The 17,204-nt window shown below is 58.0% G+C and carries 17 protein-coding genes; 14 read left to right on the forward strand and 3 right to left on the reverse strand.

All coding sequences use genetic code 11. The annotated features are described in order from the left end of the window. The first annotated feature begins 68 nt into the window (after positions 1-68). From G5149_RS00355 to ttcA, 3 genes are all read left to right on the forward strand, one after another. Entirely contained in the window at positions 69-824 is a 756-nt protein-coding gene (locus G5149_RS00355; protein ID WP_005336632.1) for an FNR family transcription factor, read from the forward strand. Between the two features lie 151 nt (positions 825-975). Next, complete coding sequence (gene uspE / locus G5149_RS00360; RefSeq protein WP_421211064.1) at positions 976-1,923, forward strand: universal stress protein UspE; 948 nt, start codon at positions 976-978, stop codon at positions 1,921-1,923. A 74-nt stretch (positions 1,924-1,997) separates the two neighbouring features. Continuing rightward, positions 1,998-2,906, forward strand: a complete 909-nt coding sequence (gene ttcA / locus G5149_RS00365) for a tRNA 2-thiocytidine(32) synthetase TtcA (RefSeq protein ID WP_005336634.1) — start codon at positions 1,998-2,000, stop codon at positions 2,904-2,906. A 94-nt stretch (positions 2,907-3,000) separates the two neighbouring features. Here the strand turns inward: ttcA and G5149_RS00370 are convergent, their stop codons facing one another. After that, on the reverse strand, positions 3,001-3,690 hold the full coding sequence (locus tag G5149_RS00370; protein ID WP_421211066.1) for a DUF2987 domain-containing protein: 690 nt from the start codon (positions 3,688-3,690) through the stop codon (positions 3,001-3,003). Positions 3,691-3,706: 16 nt separating this feature from the next. After that, positions 3,707-4,444 (reverse strand): hypothetical protein, encoded by a 738-nt coding sequence (locus G5149_RS00375; RefSeq protein ID WP_043850773.1) that lies wholly within the window; start codon positions 4,442-4,444, stop codon positions 3,707-3,709. A 191-nt stretch (positions 4,445-4,635) separates the two neighbouring features. Here G5149_RS00375 and potA point away from each other — a divergent pair, with 191 nt between their 5' ends. The 4 genes from potA to G5149_RS00395 all read left to right on the forward strand — a co-directional run bounded on the left by potA (position 4,636) and on the right by G5149_RS00395 (position 8,529). Beyond that, complete coding sequence (gene potA / locus G5149_RS00380) at positions 4,636-5,739, forward strand: spermidine/putrescine ABC transporter ATP-binding protein PotA (protein WP_421211068.1); 1,104 nt, start codon at positions 4,636-4,638, stop codon at positions 5,737-5,739. After that, positions 5,726-6,613, forward strand: coding sequence for a spermidine/putrescine ABC transporter permease PotB (potB, locus tag G5149_RS00385; protein ID WP_209298528.1), 888 nt, complete (start codon positions 5,726-5,728; stop codon positions 6,611-6,613). Before potA ends, potB begins: the two co-directional genes overlap by 14 nt. Then, entirely contained in the window at positions 6,610-7,380 is a 771-nt protein-coding gene (gene potC, locus G5149_RS00390; RefSeq protein ID WP_005336644.1) for a spermidine/putrescine ABC transporter permease PotC, read from the forward strand. Before potB ends, potC begins: the two co-directional genes overlap by 4 nt. A gap of 81 nt (positions 7,381-7,461) precedes the next feature. Further along, positions 7,462-8,529, forward strand: coding sequence for an extracellular solute-binding protein (locus G5149_RS00395; protein ID WP_421211070.1), 1,068 nt, complete (start codon positions 7,462-7,464; stop codon positions 8,527-8,529). 393 nt (positions 8,530-8,922) lie between these two features. On the opposite strand, the gene G5149_RS00400 is transcribed toward G5149_RS00395, so the two are convergent. Next, positions 8,923-9,714: a hypothetical protein gene (locus G5149_RS00400; RefSeq protein WP_421211072.1), complete on the reverse strand. Its 792-nt coding sequence runs from the start codon at positions 9,712-9,714 to the stop codon at positions 8,923-8,925. Positions 9,715-10,369: 655 nt separating this feature from the next. On the opposite strand from G5149_RS00400, the gene G5149_RS00405 reads away from it, so the two are divergent. The 7 genes from G5149_RS00405 (at position 10,370) to G5149_RS00435 (ending at position 17,123) form a co-directional block, all read left to right on the forward strand. Continuing rightward, positions 10,370-10,987: a glutathione S-transferase family protein gene (locus G5149_RS00405; RefSeq protein ID WP_337072225.1), complete on the forward strand. Its 618-nt coding sequence runs from the start codon at positions 10,370-10,372 to the stop codon at positions 10,985-10,987. Between the two features lie 230 nt (positions 10,988-11,217). After that, a complete protein-coding gene (gene rbsD, locus G5149_RS00410) occupies positions 11,218-11,637 on the forward strand; it encodes a D-ribose pyranase (protein ID WP_337072224.1) in 420 nt (139 codons plus the stop codon). Between the two features lie 35 nt (positions 11,638-11,672). Then, positions 11,673-13,202: a ribose ABC transporter ATP-binding protein RbsA gene (gene rbsA, locus G5149_RS00415; protein WP_337072223.1), complete on the forward strand. Its 1,530-nt coding sequence runs from the start codon at positions 11,673-11,675 to the stop codon at positions 13,200-13,202. Next, positions 13,199-14,167 (forward strand): ribose ABC transporter permease, encoded by a 969-nt coding sequence (rbsC, locus tag G5149_RS00420; RefSeq protein ID WP_236271436.1) that lies wholly within the window; start codon positions 13,199-13,201, stop codon positions 14,165-14,167. Before rbsA ends, rbsC begins: the two co-directional genes overlap by 4 nt. A 35-nt stretch (positions 14,168-14,202) precedes the next feature. After that, positions 14,203-15,078: a ribose ABC transporter substrate-binding protein RbsB gene (rbsB, locus tag G5149_RS00425; protein ID WP_337072222.1), complete on the forward strand. Its 876-nt coding sequence runs from the start codon at positions 14,203-14,205 to the stop codon at positions 15,076-15,078. A 108-nt stretch (positions 15,079-15,186) separates the two neighbouring features. Then, positions 15,187-16,119, forward strand: coding sequence for a ribokinase (gene rbsK, locus G5149_RS00430; protein WP_337072221.1), 933 nt, complete (start codon positions 15,187-15,189; stop codon positions 16,117-16,119). Further along, positions 16,119-17,123: a substrate-binding domain-containing protein gene (locus G5149_RS00435; RefSeq protein ID WP_337072220.1), complete on the forward strand. Its 1,005-nt coding sequence runs from the start codon at positions 16,119-16,121 to the stop codon at positions 17,121-17,123. The genes rbsK and G5149_RS00435 overlap by 1 nt, the downstream gene beginning before the upstream one ends. Positions 17,124-17,204 lie beyond the last annotated feature (81 nt).

Here is a 17,204-nt window from a genome sequence, read left to right on the forward strand (position 1 = left end):
AACCCTATCCAAAACGGATGAGTTGATGGTAAACTTGTTTGATATAAATCAATTATTCGTATGAGCCTATGATCCCGGAAAAGAAACCTGGCAGACGTATCCAGAGCGGTGGCTGTGCAATTCATTGCCAGGATTGCAGCATCAGTCAGCTCTGTATTCCCTTCACTCTGAACGACAACGAGCTTGATCAGCTGGACAGCATCATCGAGCGCAAGAAGCCGATCCAGAAGGGTGAAGAGCTGTTCAAGGCTGGCGATGAGTTCAAATCGCTCTATGCCATCCGTTCCGGGACCATCAAGTCTTACACCATCACCGAGCAAGGGGATGAGCAGATCACCGCGTTCCACCTCGCTGGCGATCTGGTCGGTTTTGACGCCATCCACAAACAGGCCCACCCCTCCTTCGCCCAGGCGCTGGAAACGGCCATGGTGTGCGAGATCCCGTTTGAAGTGCTGGATGATCTCTCCGGCAAGATGCCCAAACTGCGTCAGCAGATCATGCGTCTGATGAGCAACGAAATCATGGGCGATCAGGAGATGATCCTGCTGCTCTCTAAAAAGAATGCCGAAGAGCGCCTCGCCGCCTTCCTGCACAATCTGTCGGTACGCTTCTCCGAGCGCGGCTTCTCCGCCAAGGAGTTCCGTCTCTCCATGACCCGTGGTGACATTGGTAACTATCTGGGACTGACCGTCGAGACCATCAGTCGTCTGCTCGGCCGTTTCCAGAAGTCCGGTCTCATCAGCGTCAAAGGCAAATACATTACCGTGCTGGATCAGGTCGCGCTGGGCATGATGGCCGGTGCCACTCGCCCGCCCTGCGGCTGATTTTTCCGCTTACCCTCTCGCTTTTCTCCTGCTTTCCCTGCCGGATCCTTTCCTCTGGAATGTGATCCGGTACGTTCCCCATACCCTCCTCCTGCGCTAAGCTGTAATGGCTAAGATTCTGCTGTCATTGGACTTTTCCAAGGAGGAGAAGATGGTCAAATATCAGAATATTCTGGTGGTTATCAATCCAGAAGAGGAGCGTCAAATCGCCCTCGAACGGGCAGTCAAAGTCGCCGAGCTGGACGAAAACGCCCATCTGACCCTGCTGCTCACCATCTATGACTTCTCGTATGAAATGACCTCCATGCTCTCGGTGGACGAGCGGCAAGAGATGCGTGATGGCGTCATTTCACAGCGACGTGAGTGGCTGGACGAAATCCTGACCCCCTATCGGGCACAGGGGATCGAATGCGAAGTGAAAGTGGTCTGGCACAATCGTCCTTTCGAGTGCGTCATTCAGGAAGTGCTGGAGCAGCGACACGATCTGGTGGTCAAAGCCACTCACCATCACAGCTTTCTGCAAACCTTCATCTTTACCCCCACCGACTGGCACCTGCTGCGCAAATGCCCCTGTCCGGTGCTGCTGGTCAAGGAGGGTCACTGGCAACGGGGCGGCAACATCATCGCCGCCATCAACTGCTCAAGCGACGATCCGGATCAGAAATTGCTCAACGAACGGATCACCCAGGAAGGAAGCGACATCGCCGAGCTGCTGGGCTCCAATCTCTATCTGGTCAACACCTACCCGGGCACCCCGGTCAACGTGGCCATCGAGCTGCCGGAGTTTGACCCCAACGCCTACAACGAAGCGATCCGCAAACACCACGAAAGCCTGCTGCTCAGCCATGCCGACAAGTTCGGGATCGGTCATCTCTGGACCCGGGTAGCAGAGGGGCTACCGGAAGAGGTGTTGCCGGATATGGCCGAAGAGCTCAAGGCGACCCTGATGATCATGGGCTGCGTCGGCCGTACCGGGCTTTCTGCTGCTCTGCTCGGCAATACCGCCGAACATGTGATTGACCGCCTCTCCTGCGACATCCTGATCCTCAAACCGGCGGACTACAGCTGCCCGGTCGACAGTCGTCGCAATCAATCATAAGGTACCTGGCACCTTGCCCTCCCCCGGGACATGGCTATAATAACGCGCTTATTTGTGTCCCGGGTTTTACGAGCATGCTAGAAGAGCTGAACGCCAAAGAAAAATACAGTTTTAACAAACTGCAAAAGCGCCTGCGGCGCAACGTGGGTCAGGCCATTGCCGACTTCAACATGATTGAAGAGGGCGACAAGGTCATGGTCTGCCTCTCCGGCGGCAAGGACAGCTTCGGTATGCTCGACATACTGATGAGCCTCAAAGCCAGCGCCCCCATCCATTTCGATCTGGTTGCCGTCAACCTGGATCAGAAGCAGCCCGGCTTCCCCGAGCATGTGCTGCCCGAGTATCTGGATTCCCTCGGTATCGAGTACAAGATCGTCGAGGAAGATACCTACTCCATCGTCAAAGAGAAGGTACCGGAAGGCAAAACCACCTGCTCACTCTGCTCACGGCTGCGCCGCGGTATTCTCTACCGCACCGCCCAGGAGCTGGGTTGTACCAAGATTGCCCTTGGCCACCACCGCGACGACATCCTCGAGACCCTGTTCCTCAACATGTTCTACGGTGGCAAGCTCAAGTCCATGCCGCCCAAGCTGGTGAGCGACGATGGCAAGAACGTGGTGATCCGCCCGCTGGCCTACTGCAAAGAGAAGGATCTGATCCGCTACGCAGACGTCAAAGCCTTCCCCATCATTCCGTGCAACCTGTGCGGCTCGCAGGAGAACCTGCAGCGTCAAGCCATCAAACAGATGATGCAGGATTGGGATCGCCGCTTCCCCGGTCGTATCGAGACCATGTTCACCGCCATTCAGGACGTGATCCCGAGCCACCTGCTCGACCACAAGCTGTTTGACTTCAAGAGCATCAACCGCGACTCCGGCATCATCGATGGCGGCGACAAGGCGTTTGATCCGCCCGAGATGCCAAAGGCGCCGCTGCTGGATATCGACGAGATGGACATGCTGGATGTGATTGAAGTGCGCTAAGCCGCCGTCACAGGGCAAACACCACGCAATAAAAAAGGAGCGATGATCGCTCCTTTTTTGCTTTCTTTATCTGCCTGTTACCAACCCATCGGCATCAGCCCTTGTGCAACCAGGGGGTCAGTCGCAGCACGTCCCCCTGCAGGCGCAGTTGCCCGGCAGCGAACGCGGCCAGTTGCTTATTGCTCAGCAGCAGGTGTCCTTCCTGCCAGGGCAGCGCCTCCTGACGGGCGCCATCAATCAGATAAGCAGTGCCGCTCTGCTGCACCAGGGTAATACGTACCCCTTCCATCTTCGGCAGGAAGTGCTTGCCGACCATGCCCGCCATCTTGTCGAGTAGCGACTGCATCTGCTGCTGACGGGCCGCCAGCTCGGCCAGCGGCAGCTCGGGACCGTTCGGCGCATCGGCCATCACCTGTACCGTCATATCGCAAGTGGCGTGCTCTTCTTTCAGGCCGACGGTCACGATCCCCTTGTCGAGGTTGAGATCCTCATCAAAAGGCAGACGCAGTTCGCTATCGACCGTTACCTCGCCCGCCACTTCCTTGCTGTCGGTTGCAACCCGGGCAAAGGTGAGGCCGCAGCGCTGACCATTTTGCGGATCGGTCAGATAAAACCCCAGTCTGGCATGGCCAAACTCACCCTTGGCGAAGGTCTTCATCTGGCTGTAGAAGGCGCCATATTGCAGCTCCAGCACAGGTTGCCCAGCCATCGCCAGTGTCGGCAGCAGCAGGCTGGCCAGCAGGGTACGACGTACGGTAGAGATCACTCCATATCGACAGATCATTCAGCGTCCTTTTGCATCATGCATTGAAATGGTTGGGTCCTTCAGCCACCTCGTTAACCTCTACCGCCACCCCGCAGAGATCCCGATAGAGGATCCCCTTGCAGTTGAAGTAGAGCGGTGCCACCCAGATAAGACCCAACCCCATCGGGATCAGGGCCACAAAGAAGAGCGCAGCCATCACGCCGTGAAACAGCACCAGGCTCGGCCAGCCGCGCAAGAAGATCTTGAGCGAGACCACAATGGCCTGCGGCGGCGTCATGCCGCGTTCCAGCACCAGCGGCACGGTAAAGAGCAGCCCCATGCCGATCAGTGCGGAAGGGATAAACGAGAACATCACTGGCAACCCAATCAGCTCGAACAGCGGGCCAAACAGACTGGTGAGCAGACTGCCGAGCAGACTCAGCATGCCAAGGCGCACAAAGTGGCGGAAGAAGTCGAACACCTGGCTCGCCCGGGCGCGCACGCCGACCGACTGCTGCAAACCGAGCATGTCGAGGGCACTGGTCATGGGAGCCATGATGACGGTGATCAGCAGGCTCAGAACCATCGCCACATTCATCTGGCTGTCATCGCCGATATAGGGCACCAGCACCATGTTGCTGAGCAGGATCCAGATCGCCGTGACGCCGACAATCGCCAGCAGCAGGCCAAATCCGGTACGGCGGGTCTGTTGCCACCCCTCTTGAATGACCCCTTTGAGGTCCAGGCGATAACCCTTGTTCAAAGATTGCTCGAGAGAGCCGCCAATACGCATTCTGTTACTCAATTGACTATCCAACATCGAAAACGACCAAATCAGGTGGCACATTATAGCGACTTGGCCTGCTATTCGTAGTCGTTTTTCCTGACCACTTGCGGCCAAAAAGCCTTTAATTTCATGGATTGGCTGCATAGAATGCGGCCCTCTTTCAACATGATGGCCACTGGCTGGGGTGAGACTGGCGGATGATGAACAATCCACAGGTAATTGTCGCGCTGAACAAGATCAGCAAACTTTATGACGGCAAGGCGATATTGAGCGACCTTGACCTTGAGATCTATGACGGTGAGTTTCTCACCCTGCTGGGCCCCTCCGGCTGTGGCAAGACCACCTTGCTGCGCCTGCTGGCCGGGCTCGAATCGGTCGACGGTGGCACCATCCATCTGGCCGGTGACGAGATCACCCATATCCCCGCCGAACACAGGCACATCAACACCGTGTTCCAGAGCTATGCGCTCTTCCCCCATATGACGGTGTTTGAAAACGTCGCCTTTGGCCTCGAGATGCAGAAAGTACCGGTCAGCGAGATCCGCCAGCGGGTCGAGGAGACCCTCGCCATGGTGCAGCTCACCGAGCTGGCCAACCGACGCCCGGATCAGCTCTCCGGCGGCCAGCAGCAACGGGTCGCCATCGCCCGCGCCGTGGTCAACAAGCCGCGCCTGCTGCTGCTCGATGAATCCCTCTCGGCGCTCGATTACAAGCTGCGCAAGCAGATGCAGAGCGAGCTCAAGGCGCTGCAGCGTCGCCTTGGCATCACCTTTGTCTTCGTCACCCATGATCAGGAAGAGGCGCTCACCATGTCTGATCGCATCCTGGTGATGGAGGGAGGCAAGATCATCCAGCGCGGCACCCCGCGCGATATCTACGAATCGCCAGCCAATCTGTTCGTGGCCCGCTTTATCGGAGAGATCAATGTGATGGATGGCAAGCTGATCAATCAGCGCGAGCCCGGTATCTGGCAGGCGGAGGTAGAGGGGCGCGAATGCCTGCTTCATACCACCTTGCCATTCCATCCAGACGACAAGGTACTGGTGCTGCTGCGCCCGGAAGATCTGCGCATTCTCGATCAGGATGACGATCAGCGTGGTGCGCTGCGCGGCAATATCCGCGAGCGCAACTACAAGGGGGCGACGCTGGATTCGGTGATCGAGCTCGAAAGTGGCAAACAGCTGCTTATCTCCGAGTTCTTCGACGAGGATGACCCCGACATTGACTACCGCCTGGGTCAGGAGGTGGCGATCCACTGGGTCGACAGCTGGGAGGTGGTGCTGCCCTATGAGCCTCACTAATCTGCGGGTAGCGCACAGCTTTGCCCACAACGGCTTTCGCAACACGGCCATCGCGCTGATCCTCGGCTGGCTGACGCTGTTTGTCTTCCTGCCCAACCTGATGATCATCGGCGTCAGCTTCCTGACCCGGGATGAGTCCGAGCTTATCGCGCCGCTCTTTACCCTGAGCAACTATGGCCGCCTGCTGGACCCGCTCTATTTCGAGGTGCTGCTCCACTCCCTCTGGCTGGCGCTGCTCGCCACAACCATCTGCTTGCTGGTGGGCTACCCCTTTGCCTGGCTGCTGGCCCATCAGCCAGCGCGCATCCGCCCGCTGCTGCTGTTTCTGGTGGTGGTGCCGTTCTGGACCAACTCCCTGATCCGTACCTATGCGCTGAAAGTGCTGCTCGGCACCCGGGGGCTGATCAATGGCTGGTTGCTGGATCTGGGGATCATCGAGCGGCCGCTGCAGATGATGTATACCGAGGTGGCCGTCATCATCGGGCTGGTCTATGTGCTGCTCCCGTTTATGGTGCTGCCGCTCTACTCCAGCATCGAGAAGCTGGATGGCCGTTTGCTGGAGGCGGCGCGAGACCTTGGCGCCAACGGCTGGCAGCGGCTGGTGCGGATCATCTTGCCCCTCACCCTGCCCGGCATCATCGCCGGTTGTCTGCTGGTGTTTCTGCCCGCCATGGGGATGTTCTATGTCTCCGACTTGCTGGGTGGCGCCAAGCACCTGCTGATCGGCAACCTGATCAAGACCCAGTTCCTCAACAGCCGTGACTGGCCCTTTGGCGCCGCCATCAGCGTGATGCTGACGGTGCTGATGGCGCTGTTGGTCTACTGCTACTGGCGGGCGGGCAAGCTACTCAGCAAGAAGGGGGAGCTGGCATGATGCGCGCACTGAAGGCTCTGTTCCTGCTGCTGGTGTTTGGCTATCTCTATGTGCCCATCGGGGTACTGATCGCCAACTCCTTCAACCTGTCGAAATATGGCATCGACTGGCGCGGCTTCACCCTGGGCTGGTATGAGAAGCTGTTTGCCAGCGCCAGCCTGATGCAGGCGGCCCAGCACTCCCTGACCATCGCCGCCCTCACCGCCACCGCAGCGACCCTGATCGGCACCCTCACCGCCGTGGCGCTGTTTCGCTACCGCTTTCGCGGCAAGCAGTATGTGAGCGGCATGCTGTTCGTGGTGATGATGTCCCCCGATATCGTGATGGCAATTTCGCTCCTGACCCTGTTTGTGGTGACCGGCATTGCGCTGGGCTTCTGGTCGCTGCTGATCGCCCACATCACCTTCTGCCTGCCGTTCGTGGTGATCACCGTCTACTCGCGGCTATGCGGTTTTGATGTGCGGATGCTGGAGGCTGCGCGGGATCTGGGGGCTGGCGAGTGGATCATCCTGCGCCGCATCATACTGCCGCTGGCGCTGCCGGCGGTGATGGCGGGCTGGCTGCTCTCCTTTACCCTGTCGCTGGACGACGTGGTGGTGAGCTCCTTTGTTACCGGCCCGGCCTACGAGATCCTGCCGCTCAAGATCTACTCCATGGTCAAGGTGGGGGTCTCCCCCGAGGTCAACGCCCTGGCCACCCTGATGCTGGTCGCCTCCCTCGGGATGGTGCTGCTGGCGCAACTGTTACTGCGTAAACGGCAGGGTTGACCCTGCCCGTTTCGTCCCCGCCATCTTTGGCGAACTCTGTCACGGTGGGCCGCAAGGCCCCATAACCCCAAGGAGTTGTTGATGACAATCCAACACAAGGCCGGCGCCCTGCTGGCAGCCGCCCTCACCCTCACCACCCCGCTGCTGAGCCAGAGCGCTCACGCGGCCGACGACAAGGTGGTCTACTTCTACAACTGGTCGGAATATGTGCCGGACGGCCTGCTGGAGCAGTTCCAGCAAGAGACCGGCATCAAGGTGATCTACTCCACCTACGAATCCAACGAGACCCTCTACGCCAAGCTGAAAACCCATGGCGACGGCTATGACGTGGTGGTGCCCAGCACCTATTTCATCTCGAAAATGGCCAAAGAGGGGATGCTGCAGCCGCTGGATCGCGCCCAGTTGCCCAACTTCAAGCACCTCGACCCTACCCTGCTCAACCACGAGTACGACCCGGACAACCGCTACTCCATCCCCTATATCTGGGGCGCAACCGGCATCGGCACCAACACCGATATCATCGAACAGCCGGTGACCAGCTGGAAGCAGCTCTGGGCACCGGAGTGGAAAGAGAGCCTGCTGCTGATGGACGATGCCCGCGAGGTGTTCCATATCGCGCTGGTGCAGCTGGGCTACAGCCCCAACACCCAGGACAAGGCGCAGATCGCCGAAGCGTTCGAATACCTGAAAAAGCTGATGCCCAACGTCAAGGCGTTCAACTCCGACAACCCGGCCGACCCCTTTATCGCCGGTGAGGTCAATATCGGCATGCTGTGGAACGGCTCGGCCTACGGCGCCCAGCGCGAATATCCCTCCATACAGATGACCTACCCCGAAGAAGGCGCCGTGCTCTGGATGGACAACCTCGCCATCCCGGCCAAGGCCAAGCATGTGAAAGAGGCCCACGCCCTGATCAACTTCCTGATGCGCCCCGATGTGGCCGCCAAGGTGGCCGAGGCGATTGGCTACCCCACGCCGGTCAAGGATGCCATTCCCCTGCTCACCCCGGCGTTTCGCAATAACCCCATGGTCTTCCCGAGCGACGAGATCAAGCGCAAGGGCGAGTTCCAGTCCGATGTAGGGGATGCCTCCCGCCTCTACGAGCAGTACTTCCTGCAGCTTAAAGCCATGGTGGCCAAGACCGGTTAAGTCGGCGGTTAATCGACCCTCTGACGGGCTTAATGGATAAAGGGGGCAATATTTGCCCCCTTCTCTTTTTAACCACCAGCGCAATTTTTAAGCACAACAGTCATAGACACTGAGAGGCACAGGCGCGCATCGATTAACAGCAAAATATATAGATAGTCATCTTTAAGCCAGACAGACCACAATTTTTGTAAGTGCTCCACTGCAGCCGGCTTCAGAGCAAATTTGTAGGGAAATATGAGGGGGGCGATGTATTTCTCCATTTAGAAGGGAGGAACTCATAGCGACCCCACTGTGGAGATATAGGCAAAACGGATGTGTTTATGGGGAATAACTGTGCAATTTTATCGAAACAGCTAACGTCCGATTACGATTCGCTAATCTAACTAACAGTCTTTATACCCCCTTTTCATAGGACAAATTATTATTTAGTGGATCGCCATATGCACTCTCTAAAACAGTATTTTGTTTAGCGCTTGACATTTTGTCCTCCATAACGAATTTAAAATTAACTATCGATGGTAGCGGTTTATTATGAACTTTATAATTACGTCTATATGTATTTACTTCTCTTTGATTCAGTCGCTTACAAACAACACCACCTTTTAATTTGTTAAGACCAACATCTGGTCGGCATGAAATATTTACACTCCCCAATTTTAACTCACTCCAATTGCTGTATGCTGAAGATAAAAAATACCCTTGACGATTATGTTGATCTGAAGGGTTAGCTTTCAAATTAGCCTCCAACTCGGAACCTGCCTTCACTATAAAATAGCCAACAGAATCTAACACCCAATTACATCGGTCAGGCAATAAATAGTCTTTTGACACTTTTACACTGAATCTGTTTGATTGATATTTCTTAATGGGGTTATCTATTTGCCATCCCCTGAGTCTAGTATTTGCAGGTATAACACCGAACGCATAAAAAGTTTTGCTGCAAGTAGAGTCAGTTTTATTAGATGCAATGAAAGTACTATGAACAGCTAATTGATAGCCCTTATCAAAAGGAAACTCACCCTGAATAGTAAACAATTCTGTTGGGGTGGGATTAATCTCTGGCTCAATATAGGGCTCTTTAAGCCACCAGTACCACCCTCCGCCTATCACGGCCAAAGCTACAAAACCCGATATCAGTTTGGTTTTATTTTTGATATTGCTTGAGTTTCCCTTTTCATCATCCATTGATCACCTCTTTATTTTCCTTAACCTACTTCCTACCTTTCCTTAAGACTCTCAATTTCGCTGAGTTTCACTCCCCTTCTCTTAGTAAACAACATGGCTACTGCATATATATTTCCAACTACCTACATGCTGTTTTATAACCGGATTAAAGCATGATAAAACATTACAGCCACCATGAAAGCCGTGGAAAGTTTGTAGAAGAACATGGTATCAAACACAAACGATTGCAGTCATCAAAAAGTTATCTAAAAAGGCCGTTTTCTGTTTGATGATCTAAATGAAGATCAGTCTTGTTAGATAGGATTCATTGTAACGACCCAAAAATTAGAATATCTGATGACGATCATATCGTGCAAGAGCGGGAGAACAACCAAGGACGCTATTGTGCCCCAGTCCTTTCAGTACCAACCGCCCATCCTCAGGTATCAACTATCCCATCAAGTTCAACACCATCTGATTTGCGCCCTTAGCCGAGGAATTTATGAAATGGTCAAACAAACCGATTAATTCTGCGCTTTTTCATTACCCCTTAGGGGTGTAGATTGGTTGTGGGGGCAAACGTTGCCCCCTCTCTTTTTTCATGACCCCTCGAGGTATCACGGAAAACACGTTTTTCGCCGATATCGCGGGTGGCCTGAGCCAATCAGGAGTATTCATGTCCGATCTGACCCTCTATTTCGCTCCCGGCACCTGTGCCATGGCCGTGCAGATTGCCCTGCTGGAAGCGAATGCCCCGTTCCAACCCCGTCTCGTCAACCTCGCCGCAGGAGAGCAGCGTGATCCTGCGTATCTTGCCATCAACCCCAAAGGGCGGGTACCTGCCCTTGTCACCGAGCAGGGCACCCTGACCGAGACCCCGGCCCTGCTGCTCTATGTGGCGCAGCGCTTCCCCGATGCCAAGCTGGCGCCGCTGGACAACCCGTTCCTGCTGGCTCGCATGCAGGAGGTCAACAGCTTCCTCGCCTCCACCGTGCATGTCTCCCACGCCCACGGTCGCCGTGGCAGCCGCTGGGCCGATGACGAGCAGGCCATTGCCGCCATGCAGCAGAAAGTCGCCAGCAATATGCGTGACGGCTTTACCCAGATTGAGCAGCACTATCTGGCAGGCCCCTGGGTGCTGGGCGAGCAGTTCAGCGTGGCGGACATTTATCTGTTCGTGGTCGCGGGCTGGCTGAAAAGCGATGGGGTCGAGATCAGTGAATTCCCCAAGGTTGCCGATCATTATCAGCGCATGCTGAGCCGTCCGGCGGTCGCCAAGGCACTGGCCAACTAACCATAAAATCAATAGCTCGATGAATAACAAGGGTGTCAGGGCTCTGCTGACACCCTTCCTGCCTCCTCCCCTGCACTTCTTCTCCCGCCTTTGAGATCGTTTTCACATTTCCGTGGTTTTGCCGTGGCCCTTCCTTAGTAAAAAGCCTATCTTTGCGCCATAACGCAACCGGTTGCGTAACCGGTTGCCTGATAAGAAACTGCGATGGCGAGAGCCTGATGAGGTGCTGTATGAAACGAGGCGTACTGCTCAATGCTCCCCTGAGTGCTCTGGTGGCACAGATGGGCCACACCGACGAGATCACCGTCTGCGATGCAGGCTTGCCCATTCCGGCAGGTCCGGAGCGGATCGATCTGGCGCTGATGGCGGGCACCCCCAGCCTCGAAACCGTACTGACTGCCCTGCTCACCGATCTGGTGGTGGAGAAAGCGATCATGGCAAGCGAGATCAAGCAGATCAGCCCCACCGCCCATCAGGCGCTGGTCGATCAGCTTGAGGCGCACGCAGCCGCCCAGGGCAAGCCCATAGCCATCGAATACTGCCTGCACGAGGAGTTCAAAACCCGCTCCCGCCAGAGCAAGGCGATCGTGCGCAGCGGCGAGGTGACCCCCTACGCCAACCTGATCCTCTGCGCCGGTGTGGCGTTCTGAATTCGTCAAAGAATGCCTCTTCAAGGAAGCTGCAAATGAGCACAACCTCCCCCCTCTCACCCATTCTGGAGCTGACCGGGATCGTCAAGACCTTCCCCGGTGTGCGCGCCCTCGACGAAGCGGGTCTGCGGGTCTATCCGGGCCAGGTGATGGCCCTGCTCGGTGAAAATGGCGCCGGTAAATCCACCCTGATGAAGGTGCTGACCGGCATCTATCAGGCCGATGCGGGCAGCGTCAGCTATCGCGGTCAACCGGTTCATTTCAAGGGGCCGCGCGACTCTCAGGATCAGGGGATCAGCATCATCCACCAGGAGCTGAACCTGCTGCCGGAGTTGTCGATTGCCGCCAACATCTTCCTCGGTCGCGAACCGCGCACCCGTTTTGGCAGCATCGACCACAAACAGCTGCGCGAGCGGGCAAGCACCCTGCTGGCACGACTTGGCGTCAAACACGGGCCGGATACCCGACTCGGGGATCTCTCCATCGGCGAACAGCAGATGGTGGAGATCGCCAAGGCGCTGTCGTTCGATGCCAGCGTCATCATCATGGATGAACCCACCGATGCACTGACCGATACCGAGACCGAGCAACTGTTCAAGGTTATCCGCGAGCTACGTGAGCAGGGTTGCGGCATCGTCTATATCTCCCACCGTCTCAAGGAGATCTTCGAGATCTGCGATCGGGTCACTGTGCTGCGGGACGGCAAGTGGATCGGCGAGAAGGCGGTGAGCGATCTGGATGAAGACAAGATCATCGAGATGATGGTGGGCCGCCGGCTGGAAGAGCAGTACCCGCGCCTTGAGCGCGAGCTCGGCCCCGTCAGCCTGCAGGTGAAAGATCTGGCCGGTCCCGGCGTGCGCGGGGTGAGCTTCTCCCTGCGTCAGGGAGAAATTCTGGGCTTTAGCGGCCTGATGGGCTCCGGCCGCACCGAGCTGATGAAACTGATCTACGGCGCCAGCCCCATCAGCGCCGGTGAAGTGGCAGTGGACGGTCATGCTCTGGTGCCCAAAAGCCCGGCCGATGGGCTGGCCGCAGGCATCGCCTATATCTCCGAAGATCGCAAGGGGGATGGGCTGGTGCTGGAGCTGTCGGTGCGCGAAAACATGAGTCTGTGCGCCCTCGACGAGTTCATCAGCAACTGCAAGATCGACGGCAAGGCCGAGCGGCAGGCGGTGAGCGACTATGTGCGTCTGTTCAACATCAAGACCCCGAGTCAGGATCAGCTGATCAAGCTGCTCTCCGGCGGCAACCAGCAGAAGGTGGCCATCGCCAAGGGGCTGTTGACCCGGCCCAAGGTGCTGATCCTCGACGAGCCGACCCGCGGCGTCGACGTGGGGGCGAAAAAGGAAATTTATCAGCTGATCAACCAGTTCAAGAAGGAGGGGATGAGCATCATTCTGGTCTCCTCCGAGATGCCGGAAGTGCTCGGCATGAGTGATCGCATCATGGTGATGCACGAAGGGCGCATCAGCGCAGAGTTCAACACCCGCGATGCCAATCAGGAGAAGCTGATGGCGGCGGCAGTCGGTAAACAGTGGCAAGCAGAGCAAGAGGCATCCCAATGACAACCCAAACCCTTTCCCGCCGTGGCGTCATGAGCAAGGCGTGGTGGATCGAGAACAAATCCCTGGTCGCGCTGCTGGTCCTGATTGGTGTGGTCTCCTTCCTGAGCCCCAACTTCTTCACCGCCGACAACCTGCTCAACATCCTGCGCCAAACCTCGGTCAACGCCATCATGGCGGTCGGCATGACGCTGGTTATCCTCACCGCCGGTATCGATCTGTCGGTCGGCTCGGTACTGGCCCTGTGCGGTGCGCTGGCGGCGACCATGGTCGCCATGGAGCTGCCTATCTGGCTGGTGGTGCCCCTCACTCTGGGTGCCGGTGCCCTGCTGGGCGGCGTCAGCGGTCTCATCATTGCCAAGGGCAAGGTACAGGCATTTATCGCCACCCTGGTCACCATGACCGCTCTGCGCGGTATCACCATGGTCTATACCGAGGGTCGTCCCATCTCCACCGGTTTCAGTGACGGCGCCGATCACTTCGCCTGGCTCGGTACCGGTTACCTGTTCGGTCTGCCGGTGCCCATCTGGCTGATGGCCATCGTCTTCCTGCTCGCCTGGTTCATGCTCAACCATACTCGTCTGGGTCGCTACATCTACGCGCTGGGCGGCAACGAGTCTGCTACCCGCCTCTCCGGTATCAATGTGGATCGGGTGAAGCTGGCGGTGTATGGTCTGTGCGGCGCGCTCTCGGCACTGGCAGGGCTTATCGTCACCTCTCGCCTCTCCTCTGCCCAGCCGACCGCCGGCATGGGTTACGAGCTGGATGCCATCGCCGCCGTGGTGCTGGGTGGTACCAGCCTGATGGGCGGCAAGGGCCGCATCATGGGTACCCTGATCGGTGCCTTGATCATCGGCTTCCTGAACAACGCCCTCAACCTGCTCGACGTATCCTCCTATTACCAGATGATCGCCAAGGCCAGCGTGATCTTGCTTGCCGTGATGGTCGACAACAAAAGTACCCGATAACAACGTAAAACACGCCACACACAAGGAATGAAATGATGAAAAAGCTCAATACCCTGCTCGCTGCCGCCATCATGTCCGTGCTGGGCACCGCCCAGGCTGCTGACCATACCCTGGCGATGGTGGTCTCCACCCTCAATAACCCCTTCTTCGTCACCATGAAAGAGGGCGCCGAAGCCAAGGCCAAGGAGCTTGGCTACGAGCTGGTGGTGCTGGACTCCCAGAATGACCCGGCCAAAGAGCTCTCCAACATGGAAGATCTCACCGTACGCAAGGTCGGCGCCATCCTGATCAACCCCACCGACTCCGAAGCAGTCGGCAACGCCATTCGTCTGGCCAACCGCGCCAATATCCCGGTACTGACTCTGGACCGCGGCGCCGCGCAGGGGGAGGTCAAGGCCCACATTGCCTCCGACAACGTGGCGGGCGGCAAGCTGGCCGGTGACTTTATCACCGAGAAACTGGGTACCGGTGCCAAGGTGATCCAGCTGGAAGGGATTGCCGGTACCTCCGCCGCCCGTGACCGTGGCGAAGGTTTTGCCCTGGCCGTGGCGGCCAACAAGCTGCAGGTGCTGGCTTCCCAGCCGGCCGACTTTGACCGCACCAAGGGTCTGAACGTCATGGAAAACCTGCTGGCGGCCCATCCGACCGTACAGGCTGTGTTCGCCCAGAACGACGAGATGGCGCTGGGTGCCATCCGTGCGGTGCAGGCAGCCGGTAAAGAGGTGATGATCGTCGGCTTCGACGGCACTGACGATGGCAAAGCCGCCGTTGCCAAGGGTAAACTGGCCGCCACCGTGGCCCAGCAGCCCGCGCTGATCGGTGCCATTGGCGTCGAGACTGCTGACAAGGTGCTGAAAGGCCAGCCGGTGGAGAAATCCATTCCGGTACCGCTGCAAGTGGTCAGCAAGTAAGTGCTCGAGGGGAGGTTCGCCTCCCCTTTTCCCTCTCGTTCAGGTGCCTCCCGGCTTGGGCTCACTCAATCACTGTGTTCAAGCCAAGATGCATCAGGAGTAGTCAACATGAATCGTCTCGTCGTTCTGGGCAGTGTCAATGCAGACCATGTGCTGCGCGTTCCCCACTTTCCTCGCCCGGGTGAAACCCTGACCGGCCACAGCTATCAGGTGGTGCCCGGTGGCAAGGGGGCCAATCAGGCGGTTGCGGCCGCCCGTCTCGGTGCCCCCGTATCCTTTATCGCCCGCATCGGTGATGACGCCATCGGCCACCAGATGAAGAGCGGTTTTGCCAAAGACGGTATTGACGTGAGCGCCGTCGAGCTCGATCCCAAGCTCCCGACCGGCATCGCCATCATCTATGTGAGCGATGAGGGGGAGAACAGCATAGGTATCTCCGCCGAGGCGAACGGGGCCATCACCCCTGCCGTGGTGAAAAACCACGAAGCGATGATCGCCGACGCCCACACCCTGCTTTTGCAGCTGGAAGTGCCGCTCGAGAGTGTCCATGAAGCTGCACGGCTGGCTCGCGCCCACGGCACCCGGGTGGTGCTCAACCCAGCCCCCGCCCGCCCGCTCTCGAGCGAACTGCTGGCACTGGTCGACCTTATCACCCCCAACCAGACCGAAGCGGAGCTGTTGACCGGCGTCAAAGTCACCGACGAAACGAGTGCCCGAGAGGCGGCCGCCCGCTTCCACCAGATGGGCATTGCGGATGTGATGATCACCCTGGGGTCGCAGGGGGTCTATTGCAGCAACGCACAGCAGCAACAGCTGATCCCGGGCTTTCGGGTCAAGGCGGTGGATACCACTGCCGCGGGCGATACCTTCAACGGCGCCCTGCTGGCGGCGGAACTGGCCGGTGCCGATTTCCACAGCGCGGTTCGCTTTGCCCACGGGGCTGCGGCGCTCTCCGTCACCCGATTCGGCGCCCAGAGTTCTATCCCGAGCAAGCAGGAGGTCGACACCTTCCTGCTTGAACAGACTGCGCAGGGGCACTGATGGCCAATATCAAGGAGGTGGCGGCGCTGGCGGGGGTATCAACCACCACCGTCTCCCACGTCATCAACGAGACGCGCTTCGTCGCCGAGGAGACCCGCGAGCGAGTCTTTGCGGCCATGCGCGAGCTCAACTATGCCCCGAGTCTGGTGGCCCGAAGCCTCAAGGTGAAGGAGACCAACAGTATCGGCATGCTGGTCACCACCTCCAGCAACCCCTTCTTTGCCGAGGTGGTGCGCGGGGTGGAGCGTTACTGCTTCGAGCAGGGCTACAACCTGATGCTGGGCAACACCGAGGGGCAAGCCGAGACGGCCCTCTCCTACCTCAAGATGATGCTGCGCAAGCGGGTCGATGGTCTGCTGATCATGTGTAGCGAAGGCCAACAAGAGGTGTTCAATCAGCTCGACTGGCTCAAGAGCTTGCCGGTGGTGGTGATGGATTGGGGGCTGGTCAGCGATGATGTGGATCTTATCGCCGACAACTCCTTCCACGGCGGTTATCTGGCGACCCGCCATCTGATTGAGCTGGGCCACACCGCCATCGGTTGCATCACCGGCCCCCACAGCCGCGCCCCTGCCAACCAGCGCCAAGCTGGCTTCGAGCAGGCGTTGCAGGAGGCGGGTCTCGCCGTCAATCAGGAGTGGATCCTGGAGGGGGACTTTGACTGCGCCAGCGGCCATGAGGCGATGACTCGTCTGCTGGCATTGCCCGAGCGGCCCACCGCCCTCTTTGTCTGCAACGACATGATGGCGATGGGGGCCATCAGTGCCGCCCATCAGGCGGGGCTAGTGATCCCGCGGGATATCTCCATCGTTGGCTATGACAATGTGGCGCTGGCAGAATTTATGTCGCCGCCGCTCACCACCGTCAACCAGCCCAAAGAGGAGCTGGGGCGCCTCGCCGTCACCCGGCTGCTGGCCCGCATCAACGGCGAAGCGGTGGAGAACCACTTGATCACCGTCGACCCGGACCTGGTGATCAGACAATCTTGCGCGCCCTGCCCCTGACGTTCAGGGGCAATAAACGAACAAGGCGACCCTGAGGTCGCCTTGTTTCGTTTTATCTCTGCCGTGCAATACCGCTTTTGC

It is taken from the genome of Aeromonas sp. 600479 (genome assembly GCF_049175515.1).
Taxonomy (GTDB): domain Bacteria; phylum Pseudomonadota; class Gammaproteobacteria; order Enterobacterales; family Aeromonadaceae; genus Aeromonas; species Aeromonas veronii_A.

Coding starts and splice junctions, on each gene's coding strand:
- G5149_RS00355 (WP_005336632.1), top strand. CDS start 69: ATGATCCCGGAAAAGAAACCTGGCAGACGTATCCAGAGCGGTGGCTGT.
- uspE (WP_421211064.1), top strand. CDS start 976: ATGGTCAAATATCAGAATATTCTGGTGGTTATCAATCCAGAAGAGGAG.
- ttcA (WP_005336634.1), top strand. CDS start 1,998: ATGCTAGAAGAGCTGAACGCCAAAGAAAAATACAGTTTTAACAAACTG.
- G5149_RS00370 (WP_421211066.1), bottom strand. CDS start 3,690: ATGATCTGTCGATATGGAGTGATCTCTACCGTACGTCGTACCCTGCTG.
- G5149_RS00375 (WP_043850773.1), bottom strand. CDS start 4,444: ATGCGTATTGGCGGCTCTCTCGAGCAATCTTTGAACAAGGGTTATCGC.
- potA (WP_421211068.1), top strand. CDS start 4,636: ATGATGAACAATCCACAGGTAATTGTCGCGCTGAACAAGATCAGCAAA.
- potB (WP_209298528.1), top strand. CDS start 5,726: ATGAGCCTCACTAATCTGCGGGTAGCGCACAGCTTTGCCCACAACGGC.
- potC (WP_005336644.1), top strand. CDS start 6,610: ATGATGCGCGCACTGAAGGCTCTGTTCCTGCTGCTGGTGTTTGGCTAT.
- G5149_RS00395 (WP_421211070.1), top strand. CDS start 7,462: ATGACAATCCAACACAAGGCCGGCGCCCTGCTGGCAGCCGCCCTCACC.
- G5149_RS00400 (WP_421211072.1), bottom strand. CDS start 9,714: ATGGATGATGAAAAGGGAAACTCAAGCAATATCAAAAATAAAACCAAA.
- G5149_RS00405 (WP_337072225.1), top strand. CDS start 10,370: ATGTCCGATCTGACCCTCTATTTCGCTCCCGGCACCTGTGCCATGGCC.
- rbsD (WP_337072224.1), top strand. CDS start 11,218: ATGAAACGAGGCGTACTGCTCAATGCTCCCCTGAGTGCTCTGGTGGCA.
- rbsA (WP_337072223.1), top strand. CDS start 11,673: ATGAGCACAACCTCCCCCCTCTCACCCATTCTGGAGCTGACCGGGATC.
- rbsC (WP_236271436.1), top strand. CDS start 13,199: ATGACAACCCAAACCCTTTCCCGCCGTGGCGTCATGAGCAAGGCGTGG.
- rbsB (WP_337072222.1), top strand. CDS start 14,203: ATGAAAAAGCTCAATACCCTGCTCGCTGCCGCCATCATGTCCGTGCTG.
- rbsK (WP_337072221.1), top strand. CDS start 15,187: ATGAATCGTCTCGTCGTTCTGGGCAGTGTCAATGCAGACCATGTGCTG.
- G5149_RS00435 (WP_337072220.1), top strand. CDS start 16,119: ATGGCCAATATCAAGGAGGTGGCGGCGCTGGCGGGGGTATCAACCACC.